This is a genomic window from Commensalibacter sp. Nvir, assembly GCF_963921845.1.
Taxonomy (GTDB): domain Bacteria; phylum Pseudomonadota; class Alphaproteobacteria; order Acetobacterales; family Acetobacteraceae; genus Commensalibacter.
Genome location: NZ_CAWUGZ010000094.1, coordinates 1 through 16,473 on the forward strand (window position 1 = coordinate 1; position 16,473 = coordinate 16,473).

The 16,473-nt window shown below is 37.6% G+C and carries 15 protein-coding genes and 1 riboswitch; of the genes, 3 read left to right on the plus strand and 12 right to left on the minus strand.

The window, feature by feature from the left end:
- Positions 1 to 374 precede the first annotated feature (374 nt).
- Positions 375 to 1,820: a glucosyltransferase domain-containing protein gene (locus AABE15_RS06130; RefSeq protein WP_338330417.1), complete on the plus strand. Its 1,446-nt coding sequence runs from the start codon at positions 375 to 377 to the stop codon at positions 1,818 to 1,820.
- A 382-nt stretch (positions 1,821 to 2,202) separates the two neighbouring features.
- Here AABE15_RS06130 and AABE15_RS06135 read toward each other — a convergent pair whose 3' ends face one another.
- The 3 genes from AABE15_RS06135 to mutY form a co-directional block, all read right to left on the minus strand.
- A complete protein-coding gene (locus AABE15_RS06135) occupies positions 2,203 to 2,514 on the minus strand; it encodes a multidrug efflux SMR transporter (protein WP_338330404.1) in 312 nt (103 codons plus the stop codon).
- Between the two features lie 82 nt (positions 2,515 to 2,596).
- Positions 2,597 to 3,595, minus strand: coding sequence for a ferrochelatase (hemH, locus tag AABE15_RS06140; RefSeq protein ID WP_338330405.1), 999 nt, complete (start codon positions 3,593 to 3,595; stop codon positions 2,597 to 2,599).
- Between the two features lie 15 nt (positions 3,596 to 3,610).
- Complete coding sequence (mutY, locus tag AABE15_RS06145) at positions 3,611 to 4,708, minus strand: A/G-specific adenine glycosylase (protein ID WP_338330406.1); 1,098 nt, start codon at positions 4,706 to 4,708, stop codon at positions 3,611 to 3,613.
- On the opposite strand from mutY, the gene AABE15_RS06150 reads away from it, so the two are divergent.
- Together AABE15_RS06150 and AABE15_RS06155 are read left to right on the plus strand one after the other, a co-directional pair.
- Complete coding sequence (locus AABE15_RS06150; RefSeq protein WP_338330407.1) at positions 4,703 to 5,221, plus strand: DciA family protein; 519 nt, start codon at positions 4,703 to 4,705, stop codon at positions 5,219 to 5,221. The genes mutY and AABE15_RS06150 overlap by 6 nt on opposite strands.
- A gap of 7 nt (positions 5,222 to 5,228) precedes the next feature.
- Complete coding sequence (locus AABE15_RS06155; RefSeq protein WP_338330408.1) at positions 5,229 to 6,149, plus strand: bifunctional enoyl-CoA hydratase/phosphate acetyltransferase; 921 nt, start codon at positions 5,229 to 5,231, stop codon at positions 6,147 to 6,149.
- A gap of 98 nt (positions 6,150 to 6,247) precedes the next feature.
- Here AABE15_RS06155 and AABE15_RS06160 read toward each other — a convergent pair whose 3' ends face one another.
- The 9 genes from AABE15_RS06160 to AABE15_RS06200 form a co-directional block, all read right to left on the minus strand.
- The gene (locus tag AABE15_RS06160; RefSeq protein WP_338330409.1) at positions 6,248 to 7,135 is read right to left on the minus strand and encodes an ABC transporter substrate-binding protein; all 888 of its coding nucleotides are present in this window, start codon (positions 7,133 to 7,135) and stop codon (positions 6,248 to 6,250) included.
- Between the two features lie 162 nt (positions 7,136 to 7,297).
- Entirely contained in the window at positions 7,298 to 9,703 is a 2,406-nt protein-coding gene (locus AABE15_RS06165) for a TonB-dependent receptor domain-containing protein (RefSeq protein ID WP_338330410.1), read from the minus strand.
- Positions 9,693 to 9,792: riboswitch (TPP riboswitch) on the minus strand. Its footprint overlaps the gene before it by 11 nt.
- An 890-nt stretch (positions 9,793 to 10,682) precedes the next feature.
- Complete coding sequence (lnt, locus tag AABE15_RS06170) at positions 10,683 to 12,257, minus strand: apolipoprotein N-acyltransferase (protein WP_338330411.1); 1,575 nt, start codon at positions 12,255 to 12,257, stop codon at positions 10,683 to 10,685.
- Between the two features lie 32 nt (positions 12,258 to 12,289).
- The gene (locus AABE15_RS06175; RefSeq protein ID WP_408870260.1) at positions 12,290 to 13,141 is read right to left on the minus strand and encodes a GNAT family N-acetyltransferase; all 852 of its coding nucleotides are present in this window, start codon (positions 13,139 to 13,141) and stop codon (positions 12,290 to 12,292) included.
- An 11-nt stretch (positions 13,142 to 13,152) separates the two neighbouring features.
- Positions 13,153 to 13,593 carry a Fur family transcriptional regulator gene (locus AABE15_RS06180; protein WP_338330412.1) on the minus strand — a complete coding sequence of 147 codons (441 nt, stop codon included), beginning with the start codon at positions 13,591 to 13,593 and terminating at the stop codon, positions 13,153 to 13,155.
- Positions 13,594 to 13,784: 191 nt separating this feature from the next.
- Positions 13,785 to 14,234 (minus strand): GNAT family N-acetyltransferase, encoded by a 450-nt coding sequence (locus AABE15_RS06185; protein WP_338330413.1) that lies wholly within the window; start codon positions 14,232 to 14,234, stop codon positions 13,785 to 13,787.
- The gene (locus tag AABE15_RS06190; protein WP_338330414.1) at positions 14,231 to 14,920 is read right to left on the minus strand and encodes a hypothetical protein; all 690 of its coding nucleotides are present in this window, start codon (positions 14,918 to 14,920) and stop codon (positions 14,231 to 14,233) included. Before AABE15_RS06190 ends, AABE15_RS06185 begins: the two co-directional genes overlap by 4 nt.
- A gap of 1 nt (position 14,921) precedes the next feature.
- A complete protein-coding gene (locus tag AABE15_RS06195) occupies positions 14,922 to 15,509 on the minus strand; it encodes a malonic semialdehyde reductase (protein ID WP_338330415.1) in 588 nt (195 codons plus the stop codon).
- 12 nt (positions 15,510 to 15,521) lie between these two features.
- On the minus strand, positions 15,522 to 16,094 hold the full coding sequence (locus AABE15_RS06200) for a NifU family protein (protein WP_338330416.1): 573 nt from the start codon (positions 16,092 to 16,094) through the stop codon (positions 15,522 to 15,524).
- Between the last annotated feature and the right edge of the window lie 379 nt (positions 16,095 to 16,473).

Sequence of the window (16,473 nt, forward strand, 5' to 3'; positions counted from 1 at the left end):
TTCATATGTTAAACTGAGACGTATTAATTGGGAATAATTAAAGTAAATCTAAGAAAAAGATAATAATTTTTGGCTTAAAAATTAACTCTTGATCTAAAAAGAATAGTATAAAATATAAAATCAACGGAGTGTAAGATTAAACTTCTGTAGTCTTTCTTTAAAAAGTTTTAGGTTTTTTTGATACTTAAATGATTTTTGAAAACTCCTTACACCTAACCATTTCTTGTATTGATCTATTTTTTACAGACAGTTAACTTTTAGGCGTGAGTATAGTAAGTGAATGTGTAGACAAACTATAATAAGAAAAGACAAGCTTACAAATTTTTATTTAATACATTATTTCAGCGATTAAAAACATTATGAATAAAATAACAATGACATGGAAAAAAAATTACATATTCTTTATATATTTTTTAATCATTTTTACGGTATATAGTCCGACCTATCTTTTTAATTATGCATTTAGTGACGATTGGGCCTTAATCGATATTGCCTTAAACAAAAAGGGTTCTCTTTTTCAATGGGATGTCCAATCAGGACGTCCTTTATACGCAGTCATACAATCCATATGCCTTTACTTTATCAAGGATTACAAAAGTTTAATAATTTTTAGGTTAATTTGCGTACTGACTATCTATGCATTTTGTTGTCAATTGTTTAGCTTTTTATATAAAAGAAAAATATTTGATAATTTACTAATCACAATTACTTTGCCTTTGGCAATCTGTTTTTTACCAGCAATTCAAGTATACGCTGCTTGGGTGTCTTGCTTTTCATTCGTTACATCTTTGTTATTTGCCGGATTCAGTTACGCTATTTTAATACCCTATGACCGTACATCATCAATAACACGATGGATAATATCCATACTATTTTTATGCTGTTCTTTTGCCATTTATCAACCGACCGCTATGGGTTTTTTATTTTTCGTTTTTTTAGACAATTTTATCAAAGAGCGTAAAAAATTTCCCTTATCCAATTTAACAAAAAGCGCGATTGTCCTTTGTATAGGCATGATTTTCAGTCTGATACTTTCTAAATACCTTCCAAAATTGTTATACGGTTATTTATTAGACAGATCACAACTAACCAGTCATTTTTTAGAAAAGCTTAACTGGTTTATAAAAGAGCCTCTAATTAACGCTATCAACAATTTTAATATCTATCCCCACCGTTTTTTTACAATACTATCAACTTTACTGCTGGTAATAGGGATAAAATCAATTTGTAAAAATAAGAACGTTTTTATTCATTTATTATCAATTATTGCAATTATTTTAATTTCCTACATACCATGTTTATTAGTGAACCAAGATTGGGCAGCCTATCGTTCTTTAATCGCACTAGAACTAATCCTATCCACTTTAGTACTTTTGGGCTTTTTCACGCTCGTTCAAAAATTAAACATTAAACTCTATGCTTCTTTATTTCTCATTGCTTTTCTGTCTACTTCGGTCATTTTCAACATTGTGAATGAGTTTATAATTCCGCAACAATCTGATCTTGCTGCGTTATCTGCAAAAATATCCAGCATCATAGACCCTCAATTTGATGGAATACTGATGTTCGATATCGATGAACCCGCTCTTACTGCTTTTGTCAATACTCGAAGATATGATGAATTTGGAGCAACCTCTTCCAATATTCCTTGGGCTATAAAAGGAATTGCTGAACAAATCAAAAAAAATAAAAAAATGAAATATAGCTTAGTCGATGATGGTGTAATTCATCGTGGATCGAATACAAAATGTCTTCGAAAAGATAAGTGTATCATTATAAACACCGGGGATGCGATGAGGCAAGCCAGTTATAAATATTAGGTGGTTCCTCATTGTCAAAACATTGAACTACTGTGTAACAGCAAGAATAATTTTAATAAATTCCTTCAACTTTATTCTTGGTTTTGTTGAGTTATAAATAATAAAGCAATAAAAAACGATTTTATTTGTGATTTTTTCAATAAAACAACGGGCTGGGAATTCATTGGTAAAACATCTAAAGTGTTTATAAAGTTAAAACAATAACATGTAGCCAAAACCACTCTAAAACCAAATTTATTCGTAATATTTAAAGCAATAGATTTAATCCTTTTCTATAAAATCTATCTCTGTATAAAATATAAAAATTCTTTTTAGTTAGAAGCGTGAGCTTTTACCAATTGTAAAACTCTATTATTTATAATTATAAATTAAATGAAAACTTTTAACCAAAATTGATTGCTACTACGCCCAATACAATGAACACTATACCTAAGATGGCAGTTAACGATAAGGTTTGGTTGTAAACAAACAGGCCGATGAGGCAAATTCCAACGGTTCCAACGCCAGACCATATTGCATAGGCAATACCGATAGAAACCTGCCTTAAAGCCAGCGATAAACAATAAAATGAAATAACATAGCCTACGAGAGACAACATTGTGTATTTTACGCTTGTAAAGCCACAAGAGGCTTTTAAAAAGCTCGTCGCGGCAACTTCTAAGCCAATCGCGCACGCTAAAAATAAATAAGACAATTTTTTACATTCTTAGTTTTTAAATTTCATTTATGGTATTGGTTTGCAGCATAAACGTAGAAAATCGCATTTATTCTACAGATTAATACCAACCTGCCGATTCCTTAAAAACAAATTGCTCTAAAAAATTAATGGCTAGATCGCTATCGTTCAAACAGGGCACGTAAATAAAACTTTTTCCTCCTCCTCTCAAAAACATCCGACGATATTCCCGATCGATTTCTTCTAGAGTTTCCATAGAATCTACCACAAATCCTGGCGCTACAACCGCAATGTGCTTTATTCCTTGGGCTAAATAACGTCGAATGACTTTTTTGATATTGGGTTTTAGCCATCGGCTGGGACCAAATTCCGATTGATAAACGTGAGGCATTTCTTTTTCCGTCAATCCCATTAACCGTCTTAGAGCACAAGTGGTTTTATTGCATTCCTCTTCATAAGGATCACCTTTAGCAACGTAGCTTTGCGGTAAACCGTGATAAGAAAGAAGAATACGTTCAGGATTGCAGTTCTCCTGACTTAATTTTTGCTCAATGGCGGCTTTCAAAGCTTGTATATACTCCTTATCATCAGCAAAAGAATACACTGTTCGGATTGCAGGTTGTTTTCGACAAGTGAGTAAGGTTTTAAACACCACGTCGTTGACGCTTGCGGTTGTGGTGGCACTGTACTGAGGGAACATAGGTAAAATCAATATCCGTGTGCAGTTCTGATTAATTAAAGACAACAATTTTTTTTCTAACTTAGGCTCTCCATAGCGCATCGCCCAATCGACGATAACCATCGTCTTTTCAAATTTTTTACTGAGTTTGTCTGCTTGACTTTCAGTAATACGTTGCAATGGACTTGTATTTGCAACTTTGTCCCATATACGCTTATACGATCGGCTCAATTTTAAAGGTCTGAAAGTAAGGATTATACCCTGCAAAATAGGTTGCCATATCCAAGGAGAAAGCTCAATCATCCGTTTGTCCGATAAAAATTCGGACAAATAAGCACGAATAGCCCAATAATCTGTACTTTTGGGCGTACCTAAGTTAACAATTAATACGCCAATTTTAGGTTCAATAACGTCATCCATAGGTTGGCCTTTCGGTTATGTATTCACTTTAGTCGGCAAAGAGGGGATCGAACTGGTAATCATTTTTTTTAGAAGGGATGAGCACGGATGATGTTGTAAATCATCTAGTGAAATCCAACGTCCATCTGGAATAGATAATACATTATTTTTAACATGGTTTGCCGGTGAATATAAAGAAACTTCTAAAGTAAAATGACTGAATACGTGTTTCACCTTAGTTTTATACACCCACTCTCCTTTCAACCCAAGGGCTTGCAATGCTTGTCCAAGTTCAACAGGATTGTCTTGCCACTCTGTCCCTGGAAGCTCGAATGTGTTTCTTAACAATCCATGATGTGCTCTTTTTTTTAAAAAAACCTCTTTCTTTTGATTGAGTATAAAAAAAGAAATTCCGTGTCGGATCGGTCTAACAGGTTTTACTTGCCTGCGCGGCAATTGATCAACACACTTTAGTTGATACGCTTTACAATGACCAGTCAAAGGACAAATTAAACATAAAGGAGCCTTTGGCTTACAGATCGTTGCACCCACATCAAACAGAGCTTGGGCGAACGCTGAAGGCCTCTTAAGCGCCTCTTCTCCAGCATTCAAAGTTTCCGCAAGATGTTTCAATTTTTTCCGAACTTGCGGTAAAGCCTCTTGAACAGCAAATAATCTTGCAACAATACGCTCAACGTTCCCATCAACAGGAACGACGGGCTTGTTAAACGCTATTGATAGCAATGCATTTGCCGTATACTCCCCCACACCCGCTAAAGTTTTTAATTCTTTGATGTCCTGAGGAAACACCCCTCCTCTTTGCATAATTTGTTTGGAACATTGATGCAAATTTTTGGCTCGGGTATAATACCCAAGTCCTGACCATAATACGAACACTTGCTCTAAAGAAGCTTCCGCTAAACGATTTATGGTTGGAAATTTCTCTAAAAAGCGATTAAAGTAAGGGATAACCGTTTTTACTTGTGTTTGTTGCAACATAATTTCACTAACCAACACATAGTAAGGATCTGGGGTTTGTCCTTTCTTAGCACGCCATGGAAGGTCACGTTGGTGTTTATCATGCCACTCTAGAATTCTTTTCGCGAAAGAAGCTTTATTTGACAAACTATGCATAAGGTTGACGAAAAAACAGTAAAAAAAAATATTTGCAACAACTCTGAAGAAGTTGGAAATAACTATAAAGAAAAACGTAGTTACGGACTGTATCAAGTTGGTGGGTGCGTACATCAGATTACGCGATCGGTTTACAAACATCAATCTCCCTTACAATCCTTATTGTTTCATGATTGGGAAACCATTGTAGGAAGCCACTATGGGACGTGTACCGTTCCTCACAAACTATACAGTGGCACGCTTACGATCGCTTGCTCAAATATTACGGCAACAGAGATTCAATACATCACCCAAGCCTTTATTCAAAAAATTAATTTATATTGTGGGCAACCTCTTGTAAAACGATTGAAGTTTTTATATTCAAAAACAGCAACACCTTCTTCTCGTAACGTTGCAAACGTCTCTGGACCAAAAGTCGAGCCCGTACACGTTGCTAATCTCCCCGATGGGTCTTTGCACAAAGCCTTAGCCCTCTTGGGAGGACATATCCTAAATAAAACTAAAGGAAATTAACTTAATTATGTATACACATCATCAAAAGCTTATTGAGCGAGCAAAAGCAGAAACTGCCCCTTTTTGTGCAGTGTGTTATCCCTGCGAAGCCACAGCCATCGAAGCTGCGATTGAAGCGAATAAACTTGATTTACTGCGTCCTATTCTGGTTGGACCTGAAGAAGAAATTAGAACTATCGCCCAAAAAAATAATTTTTCCTTAGAAAATATAGAAATCATCAATGCCCCCTCTGAAGCTAAGGCAGCCGCAGCAAGCGTACAATTGGTACGCGAGGGCAAAGCACAGCTCTTGATGAAAGGAAGCCTTCACACCGATATTCTTTTAAAAGCCGTTGTCAATAAAGAATTCGGTTTGAGGACAGGGAAACGCATTACGCATGCTTTTTTGATGGACGGCCCAGAATGGCAAAATCCTCTTATGATCACGGATGCTGCGATTAATATTTTTCCTGACTTGATTACTAAAATGCATATCGTGCAAAACGCCATTGATCTTCATCATGCTTTAGGATACGGCGTACCACGCGTTGCTATTCTTTCTGCCGTAGAAATGATCAACCCCGATATCCCTTCTACCCTGGACGCTGCTGCCCTATGCAAAATGGCTGATCGTGGACAAATTAAAAATGGTATTTTGGATGGTCCGCTTGCACTGGACAATGCCATCAGTTTAGAAGCAGCAAAAATGAAGAAACTCGACACCCCTGTGACCGGTAAAGCACAAATTCTTGTTGTTCCTAACCTGGAAGCGGGCAATATTTTATTTAAATCACAATCTTTTACTGGCCCAGCAACCCATCATGCAGATAGCGCAGGTCTAGTATTAGGGGCCAAAGCACCTATTATTTTAACAAGCCGAGCAAGCAGCCTCGACAGCCGTTTGGTTTCTTGTGCTATGGCAAAATTGTCTTCTTTGCATTCAAAATAAATGTGAAAAAAGGGTGTAACCATCACACCCTTTTTTAAATAACCCTGCAGGCTCTGATAAACAAAATGAGAACCTTTCAAATCTATTACGTAACCTATTTACGGTGAATGAATTTCATAAATATAATTTTCCATAGGATACATATGCTGAATTGCTTTTTTTTCTAGTAAGAAATGTAACAGTTCACGCATTTTATTTTTATCTACCGAGGCAGGGTTTTTAGCGACAAGAGGTAACGTTGCGTTCCAAGCAGCCTTATTAAGAGGGGTACCCAGTTCCGGGTGATCGTGAATTGCTTTTTGATAAACCTCATCTGGATGTGCCTGCAAATAGTCACTCCCCTCTTTCAACGCCTGCATAAAACGTGCAAGTTTAGGTTGATTTGCTGCTTTTTTTTGCGCTACAAAAATTAATCCATCGTAAATAGGAGCCCCATTTTGCTCTGGAAAGAAAACCGATACGGGATAATGTCGTTGCTGCAAATCAATAAGTTCATAGTTGCGACTGGCTCCAATAATGGCATCAACAGCGCCTGTTATTAGCGCTTGCTCTAATTGAAAATTAACAACAATAAAATGCAGATCGGACAATTTCAATCCATTGTGTTCCAACATTGCTTCCAAAATCAGCGATTCATCCCCGGCTGCGGAAACACCGATTGTTTTTCCTTTCAAATGTTGAATTGTTTTTATTTCTTTTTGAGTTATTAAAGTTTCCAAGGGGTGGTCTAATAAAAAACCAACTTGAACCAACTGAATATGTTGATCCACCAACAGCCCTAATTGCAACGGATAAGATATCGCTAGATCGGCTTGTCCCGCAGCAAGTAGCCGAGGAGGGCTCCCAGGATCAGCAGGGGCAATTAGGTCTACGTTAAGACCATGCCGTTTGAAAGCACCGCTGTATTCTGCGGCTAATAAGGATTCATGACTGGCATTAAGAAACCAATCCAATATGACTGTTACGTTATCTTCTGCTTTAACCATAGGTATAGCTACAAAGCTTAAGCAAAACAAGAAAAACAATTTTACAATTTTCTTCTTGAACAACATTTGGTTGTTTCCTAAAATTTTTTTATGCTCTTAAGGCTGAGAGAAAGGAATAAAAAAACATACAAGCATTTATTACACTTCCTAAGCTTATCCGATTTAAAACGCAGTGGTGGCAGTAACCATTGCAGCAAACCCACCCCCTATGTAATAGGTTGGCGAAGAACCAGGAATAACCGTGCCGTTTCTACCCCTGACATCGTGTGCATTCGCGGTCGGACCCGCGACACCAGACAAGTATTTTTGATCGGTTATGTTGATCAAATTTAAGCGCAATTCGGGATATTTTATGATATCAAAATTTTCGAAACGATAACCTAACGCAACATTACCTGTGGCAATTGAGCCTATGGATTCATCATTCATAAAGGTCGCGTACTGTTTTCCTACCATTTTAACATCTCCATTGGCGAAAAAATGACCGTCGTCGTAAGTCAAACCAACAGCAAATTGCCATGTTGGACTGCGCACTGCTTTTTTGCCCTTTGTCGGTAACCAGTCCCCATAAGTTTTCAAATCACTATTCATCGTTGCATTCAAGTATTCCCCGGACACATACGGACTAAAATGACGCCATGGTTTTAAGCCAACCTCTGCATCCACACCGCGTGTGGTTTGGCTGCCTGCATTGATGGATGAATCCACCCAGGCGCCGTTTTCTCTTAAAACGGTCGAAATAAGTCGATTGGTATAGTTATAATTAAAAAACGTTAAACTGCTTGAAAATTGAGGGCCGTCATAACGATAGCCAATTTCCTCTTCGATCGAATATTCGCTTTTCAGGCGATTGGAACCAACCTGAGACAGCGCGCCGCTATTGGGATCATAGGTGTTATACAATTTTGATTCATTAGGCACCGCAAAATTAGTATTTACACTGGCAAAAACTTGATGCGCTTTCGTAAACTGATAACGAATTCCCATCCGAGGCAAGGGTCTGGAAACGTTATTCCCTGTACGATACTGGGGACCTGGAATTTGATTCCACCCTGCTCTTGAGAAAAAAACCTGTTTGAAACCTAGATCTACGAATAATTTTTGATTAAAAAAATTCATATGGTCACCCAAAAAAATAGCATTTACTTGGGTGATGGTGTGCGTATTTTGAGCCAGCAATTCTGCTCCATCAGGCAAATGTATATTGCTACGATTACCGCTCCACAAATCCCGAGGCTGACCATTTTCGGATACGGGGGTGAAAGGTTGAGTAACCGAATCGTCCGAATAATCGTACCAATAGCCTACTGAAAGATGATGGTGTTTCAAGTTATATTCTAAAGTGGGGGTAAATCCCGAGCGATAAGTTTTTTGAAACCAGCCGCCTAGAACCGTGGCTTGGCCATCAACAGAACCAGGGATAGGCACCTTCCCTGAAATTGGCTGATTACCCTGCCAAAGCCCTTCTTCATTCAACACAGTACCATACGGAGAATTGCCATAACCATACTGAAAATATGGGGTTACTTTAAATTTTAATGTATCCGTCACACTTAATTGCGAAGGCATAGCCATATAGGTTTGTTGAAACGTAGCCTGGTATAATTTCCAATAATTGCTGTTGTCAATTTGTGTTTTATCCCAGTTTCCTGAATAATTATCAGCATTTTTAATACCGTTTACGTCCCATTCGCTTTTCGTAGGCGTATAGTAACTGCTCGCAATAGAGTAATTCCAATTTCCCAAAAAGGAGATATAATTGTCATTTCCCCATTCTTTGATAAATTTAAAATCAATATGTTGTCGATGATTATACCCCGACCCTCGCCAATTATCCCCGTCGGTATAGGAATAAGAAAGAAATCCCTTGATCCCTGTCTTTCCAATTAAACCGGTATCGATACGGGCAAACGCTCGTGCTGTGTGATAAGACCCATACGATACATCAACAAGACCACCAAAATGATCAGAAGGCTCCCTTAATTTTAAATTCACAACGCCCCCTGCCGCGCTATAAACAGGACTGTTTAAATCGGTTGATCCTTGAGCTAATGAAATGGTTTCTAAATTTTCGCTATCCACAAATTGATTAAGGTATCCCATACCATCAGAAACATCATTTACGGGCATACCTTCAATGACATACCCTATAGAATTCGCCGTCATCCCCCGAACCGTCATATCCGTCTGAGCAGAAAGACCATAGGGTTCTGAGTTGGATACGTTGGCGCCGGGCAGCAACCTAATTAAATTATATGGATTGGACGTTGGGGCTTGCATTTGAATAAATTGTGAGGAAACTTCGCTGACCGATTTGGTCTCGGTCTGAGGTTGAATTAACCCTCCACCTGCCTGACTACCCGCACGACCATAAGCCGTTCGGTATCCAGGCTCTTTCCCCGTGACGAGAATTTTTTCTTCAGAATTCGTTCCTATTCCGTTTTCTAAAATAGCGGCTTTATTAGAAGATGCCACACTGTCGGTTGCCATAGCCTTCGCACCGACCCAAGACATAATAGTTAAAAAAACTATAAATTTATAAGCTAAAATAATTTTATTACTGATCATTTGTCCTCCCTTCGCTGGCATGACCCAGATCAGGTTCAACGAGTTTGTTCTCAGCCCCTTTCATAAAAGGGACACCCCGGTAAGTTTGTAAGATGTTTTACTCTACTTTATTTTTGGATACCAGTATTTTTATTTTTCTCATTTTTCCTTGTGTTAAAAACGATGGCTTGCCTCTGAAATACATTGTTTTTCAATAAATTGCCAACAATGACAAAACAAGAAATAATCTGAATACATGCTTAGATATTAAAAGATTTTTCATTGAGTTTTTGGTTTTAATTTAGACATAACCCGATGGAAAATAACGACCGCTCTTCTATAGTTACATGCACAATGGAAAAATCCTTTGTACACACCAGAGGTGTGCTTCACTGTCCCCATAACAACATCTTGATGATGAAATAATCTAATCTGAATTGATTTGTCTTTATGCACACGCTAGCCACGGACATATTTTAAATTAATTTACATAATTACTGTAATTCTAACGAAAAACAGCAGTTTCAAACGGCAGTGCTTGATAAGTTTTTTAATAAGAATGAGCAAAAGATCTTGAATTATTCAATAAAATTTTGTCTAAGATACCCGTGTAATAGTAGTTGGAAACTACAAAGTTAATAATTCTAAAAGCCAATATTATAAAAAAATACCCAACATCAACCGTATAAAATCTTTAAAAATCAGAACTTGATTAGGCACGGCTTGATTATCTGAGAAACAATTACTTAACATATTGCATTTCCGAGAAACAACTCCAAAAACTCAAAGCTGAAAAAGAGGAGCGATACCCCAACAATTGCTCCTGAAATAATTTCTACTATTCTTCCATAGCCTTGCATGGAAACGCTAATTTGTAAGTCATTATCAAATCTAATCCAAACTCAAATATTAATCTTTAAGTAGACTTATTTTTTTTTTCGAATATTACATAATAAGATTACACTACCACTGAAAAAAAATAATAACCTAACAATAGATATTATTTAGCCGTTTTTCTACTCCACATAAATCCAACCAAAATTGATAAAATGGATAACATCACTGGAATGTATCTTCCTCCTACAGAAAACAAAGTGGGAGGCAGTGCCCCAGGTAGAGGGACAGCAATTGTGTTTTCTTCCCCCCACTTGATCCGACTCAATTCCCTGCCATACGGATCAAAAACGGCCGATATTCCTGTATTGGCGACGCGCACAACGGGAAGTCCTTCTTCAACCGCTCTTAACCTCGAAGCTGCAAGATGTTGATAAGGCCCCGCTGAATTTCCGTACCATGCGTCGTTAGTGACGTTTAATACCCATTTCGGTCTATGCCCAGATTTAATAATTTGTCCCGAAAAAATAATTTCATAGCAAATTAATGGGGCAAATGAAGCAAGACTTGGTAATGAAAACGTCTCATTTCCATAACCAGGCGTAAGAGAAATGCCTGGAACAACATGAAAAGGCACGTACCAAGGTTGCATCTCCCCAAAAGGAACTAATTTGGATTTATGATATTCCTTAGCTATAGAAGCGCCTTTCGAATTTAAAACCACCAAGCTATTGTAAATTTTGTCTCTATCTTTTTGTGTAACCGCCCCCAATATGCCGTAAGAAGCCTCCGGATTGTTTTGCATCAATATTTCTCGAGCGATAGCGTCATATTCAATATCACCCGGAAAAGCACTTTCAGGCCATACGAAAACAATGGGCCTGTTAGGAGTGCGTTGCAAAAGCTGTTCTTTTTTGGCTAAATCGACACCCTTTATCGTTAGTTCAAGGTATTTTTGAAAAATCCTTCTAGGATCGGTATTGTTAATTTTATCATCTTCCGCAATATTTCCCTGTACCAACGCCACAATCGGGGTTTTACTATTAGCCAAAGGTGCAGAAGCTAACCGTATAAAAGAAAAACTGCACCAAAACCCTAATGTAATACAAAAAACTATAAGCCCTTTATATTTCAATAAAGGGGTCAAAGCCAACAGTACAATGAAAAACGTCAGGCCATCCACCCCCATAAGAGAAGCCGGCTGAATCAATAAATTTCCTAATTGTCCAGGGTATTCCCAACAACTTCCCAATGGATTCCAAGGAAAGCCCGTTAAAAGTGGATTCCACCACTGCGCTGGGACCACCAGCCCACGGGACATATCACACAGTGTCCATAATCCGGCAAACAATACAATATTATTTTTTTTTCGAGGATTTAAAAGATAAAACCCTAATCCCACCAAGCCCGTCCAAAATGCTAACAAAATTGCACATAGCGGCGAAACAATAGGCACCAACCACCAAAAATCATGAGCCCTTATAAGAATAGCGTTTATCAGCCAATACAAACCAGCGCTGTGAAAGCCAAAGCCGAACCAGTACCCTTGAGCAAATGCCTGTTTCCCACATGTACAACGATTAAGTCGTACGACAAGAAGAGGAAACGTTAAGAATAAAAGAGGTAAACCATAAAAAAATGGTAAGGCCAAGGCGCTGAGCGCACCTAAGCATACAACAAAAACTGCTGCTTTTACTCCACTGAGGCTTGTATATTGCTTATACAGAACACCTAAGTTCACACGCCTGCCTCTATTTGAAAATAAGGGATAATCTATTCCAGAGCGTCACGCAGACGTCTTTCATAATGACGGTAATATTTATCCGCAAACATCTCACTTTTAACGATAATTGCCACATCGGTCGTATTAAATTCTTCATCAATAACCGCACCATCACCAACACAACCCCCCAATCGTAAATACCCTTTTATTAACGTTGGCAACCGCACGAGGCAGCTACGTTTATTAAGCGTGTGAGGATCACATCCAAGCATCTCTACTTTTCGATTGGGCAGAGCAGAAACCCTTAATGCCGGAGGGGCAAGATGCGCATGATAAAGATAAGTAAGACTTTCGATGTGTTTTTTATAATCAGTACCTGGCAAGCTGGCGCAACCAAACAATATATCAATTTTATTTATAAAAATATAAAGAGCGATACCCTCCCATAATAATTTCATGGCTTGACGGTTGCGATAGTTTTGATCAACACAAGAACGTCCAACTTCGAGTAAATTACCTGGATGTTCTTTTAATAAGGTCAGATCGAATTCGCTTTCGCTATAGAATTTACCCACTTGCTCAGCCATCGTTCGCGTAAGGAACCGATACGTACCGACAACTTTTTCCTTAACATTTTTTTTATTATGATCAATAACTAATAAATAATCCGCATGATCATCAAATTCATCAAAATCACGCTTAGAGTGTAAAATTGCTTGCGAAGGCTTGGCACCCATTTCTTCATAAAAAATGCGGAAACGAAGTGCCTGTGCGGCGTCTCTTTCCTCTTCATTTTTGGCCAAGCGCACACCTAAGTTGCCGCTTCTAAGTTCAACAACTTTATCTCTCCGCAAATCGAGCTTAACCAAAGAATTGGCTGATTGTTCTGCAAACAAGTTCATAATAGGTACCATCACTCTCTAGTTGGTTGGTGACGTCTGGCAAAAAGTTCTAAACGATGCTGTACTAAATCGAACCCCAACTTTTTAGCCATAACTTGTATTAATTTCACATGTTCTGAATCTTCAAATTCGATAACTTTACCTGTGTCAATATCAATTAGATGATAATGCGTGCCTTGCTCTGTTAATTCGTAACGAGCTCTGGCCCCACCAAAATCGTGTTTCTCTAAAATACCTTTTTCTTCAAGCAATCGTACAGTGCGATACACCGTAGCAACAGAAATGTTTCCGTCTAATTTGGAAGCTCTTTGATACAGCTCTTCTACATCCGGATGATCATGGGATTGAGACAACACTCGGGCAATGATCCGTCGCTGCCCTGTCATTTTCAATCCCTTTTCGATACATAAACGCTCAATATGAGACAATATATCTGTTTTTTCGTGTGCCATTTAACCTACTAAATAACTGGTTAGGAAACGAACCTTTTTTGAAGTTAAATTAGGATAATCATATTTTTAAAACTAGGTAAAAAACTTTTTATAGTTTCTTAACACTATAAATTACATTATCCAAACTTCTAATTTTTATAAATATGATAAAAAAAATAAGTCAATACGTATAAAAATACCCTATTAAACACTTAAATTAAAAGTGATTTTTTCATACATAAAGCAGATAAATTTCCCTTGTAATAATTTGTACGCTTATTAATTTCTACAAATCCAAAATAATGGTATAAACCCAATGCTGCAAGATTATTCTCAGCAACTTCTAAAAAAACAGATTGTACCTCCTGCTTCGATAATTTTTCTAATACTCTTTTCATTAAATTTGTTCCTATTTTGCGACGCTGTAGAGTAGGTTTCACCGCAAGAGTGATTATTTCAGCTTCATCAAACAATCGGGAATAAAGAATAAAACCTGAAAAGAAATTTTCACATGAACAAACAGCCACGTGATAATGTGGACGATTTACTAGTTCACATAGATCTTGCGCAGACCACGATAAAGAACCAAACGCTTCTTTATGTAAAGCAATAAGACAAGATTCTAATCCATGTGCATTATCAAAAAACTGGATAGAATTCATAGAGGATAAGGTCTTAACCCTTTTTGAGGCAATTTTGCTTCTGGTGGATCCACATAAACGGGATAAAACGCACGAATTTTGGTGCTGGAACCTCTACACCTCATCGCTGCGTGTGCTATTTTTAACGCATCGGCTTCTTTATAATCAGTGTATAGATGTAAAAACGAAGATTCATTGTTCATAAGAGTCGCTGCAGACTCTCCACATATCCATAATTCCCGATCAGGAATAACGACATCTTCGAGATCATAAGCGCTTACGTGTTTGTTTTTGTTAGTTTCAATAAAGACACGATTTCGACGCGCATAGGTTACATGCCAAAACTCTTTTTCACAATATTCTGCATCGAGTGACGAAAAGAAAACATCCCCCCTCGTCAATCCTATCACTGGACAGTTTAAACCAAATTGGAGCCCTGAACCAAACGCGAGGGATGCTCTTAGCCCTGTAAACGATCCAGGGCCAACAATAGCCGCAATGAAATTGATCTGGCTCGATTGAAGGATATTTTTTTTCATAAACTGTTGATAATAGTATGGAAAACGTTCAGGTCCACCTCTCAACGTGGTTTTTACTTCATCTAAAATTTCGTAACGTTCAGCGCTTTTTTTTACAATAGAAATAAAATTCGGAGCACTTTGCGAAGAAGAAGCACCATTCAAAATCAATATAAACTCATCTATCATTTTATAACATCAAACACGCTTCATTGAATTCGAGTCTCGGCAATCTTGGTTGAGTAACCTCTTTGCATGCATACCCCACACACATTAAAAAATTCGATTGCCACCCCTCTTTTTCGAAAAAAACAGCATTGACCATAGCATTATCAAATCCTGACATTGGCCACACATCTAACCCTAATGCTCTAGCAGCTAAAATAAAAAAACCACCTTGTAAGGTAGAATTTCGTATAGCAGTTTCTTCAGCAAAAGGCATATCTTCTGCATACCAAGATTTTAACTCAAGGGAAGGATTCAGTTTATCAAGAAACTCATAAAATAAAGGATCATGCGCCACAATGACCACAACAGGCGCACTTAGCACCGATTGTACATTCCCCAAAGACAACGCTGGCTTTAGCTTTTCTTTACTTGCCGTTTCCCTTAAAAAAGCAAAACGTCCGGGTTGGCAATTCCCTGAGGTAGGACCAAGTTTTGTCAATTCATAAAGCCGTATTAACAAATCGTCTTCAATAGATCTATTCGTCCATTTTTGTGGCGTTCTTGCCTCTTCAAATATTTTTTTTAGAGCCAAATCATTTACACAATCCATGCCATTCCTAGCTTATAGTTCGACTTTTTCTACAGAAATGATTTGCGGCAAATGACGCCGTAGAATCGTTTCCACGCCATGTTTTAAAGTTAATGAAGAGGATGGACAACCGCGACACGCCCCTTGCATACGCAAATACACGCTTCCATCGCGATATCCATGAAAAACGATGTCCCCGCCATCTTGCGCAACAGCGGGTCTGATTTCATTATCCAGTAAAGTTTTTATTTTTTTTACTATTTCTTCATCTTCTGGTGCCACTTCCATGACAAAACCACTAGCGCTACCGTTCATCTCTCTATTTAGAAAAGATTTGCCTGTACTTATAAAATCCATAACAATCGTAACAATATCTGTTTTTAGATTATCCCAAGAACATTCAGCACTTTTAATAACGACTAAAAACTCTGTGCCAAAAAAAACGCGCTCTACGCCAGGTAAATCAAACAAAGCTGACGCTAACGGTGAGTAAAATGCAGAACCCTTACTATTAAAACCCACCGTTTGATGCTCTTCTAATATTTTACGATCCAAACTCAATTTCAAAGCATTTGGATTAGGCGTATCTTCTGTGCGGATAATCATCTAAAAACCCTCAACTATCCATGTTAATGTGTCAAAAAATTATAAAAGCTAACACTTAACTTATCATTAATATTTTATACGCTTGAGATCAAATGTTATCTAATCTATTGCACATTCCCTTCATCGATTTGTAAGATTCAATCCATTTGCTAACACGAACCGAAAACGGATTTCTTAAAAAAAAGATTCTTTTTTTTTGAAAAGCCGTTAAACCAAAATTAAAGTTCAATCGACGTTGTTAAAGCGCGTTAGATTGAAGTTTGAGCATATATAAACGGGCTAACTCTGATGGAATATCTTCACCTGTTATCGATTTCAGTAAATTAAGCGCTTGATTTTTATTACCCATATCAAGCACACATAAAGCATAGTATAATTT

Bases quoted from the DNA above. Each gene is read 5' to 3' on its own strand.
- AABE15_RS06190 (WP_338330414.1), bottom strand. From the start codon at position 14,920: ATGATAGATGAGTTTATATTGATTTTGAATGGTGCTTCTTCTTCGCAA.
- hemH (WP_338330405.1), bottom strand. From the start codon at position 3,595: ATGGATGACGTTATTGAACCTAAAATTGGCGTATTAATTGTTAACTTA.
- AABE15_RS06160 (WP_338330409.1), bottom strand. From the start codon at position 7,135: ATGGTTAAAGCAGAAGATAACGTAACAGTCATATTGGATTGGTTTCTT.
- AABE15_RS06200 (WP_338330416.1), bottom strand. From the start codon at position 16,094: ATGATTATCCGCACAGAAGATACGCCTAATCCAAATGCTTTGAAATTG.
- AABE15_RS06175 (WP_408870260.1), bottom strand. From the start codon at position 13,141: ATGAACTTGTTTGCAGAACAATCAGCCAATTCTTTGGTTAAGCTCGAT.
- AABE15_RS06130 (WP_338330417.1), top strand. From the start codon at position 375: ATGACATGGAAAAAAAATTACATATTCTTTATATATTTTTTAATCATT.
- AABE15_RS06150 (WP_338330407.1), top strand. From the start codon at position 4,703: ATGCATAAGGTTGACGAAAAAACAGTAAAAAAAAATATTTGCAACAAC.
- AABE15_RS06155 (WP_338330408.1), top strand. From the start codon at position 5,229: ATGTATACACATCATCAAAAGCTTATTGAGCGAGCAAAAGCAGAAACT.
- AABE15_RS06195 (WP_338330415.1), bottom strand. From the start codon at position 15,509: ATGGATTGTGTAAATGATTTGGCTCTAAAAAAAATATTTGAAGAGGCA.
- mutY (WP_338330406.1), bottom strand. From the start codon at position 4,708: ATGCATAGTTTGTCAAATAAAGCTTCTTTCGCGAAAAGAATTCTAGAG.
- AABE15_RS06165 (WP_338330410.1), bottom strand. From the start codon at position 9,703: ATGATCAGTAATAAAATTATTTTAGCTTATAAATTTATAGTTTTTTTA.
- AABE15_RS06180 (WP_338330412.1), bottom strand. From the start codon at position 13,593: ATGGCACACGAAAAAACAGATATATTGTCTCATATTGAGCGTTTATGT.
- AABE15_RS06185 (WP_338330413.1), bottom strand. From the start codon at position 14,234: ATGAATTCTATCCAGTTTTTTGATAATGCACATGGATTAGAATCTTGT.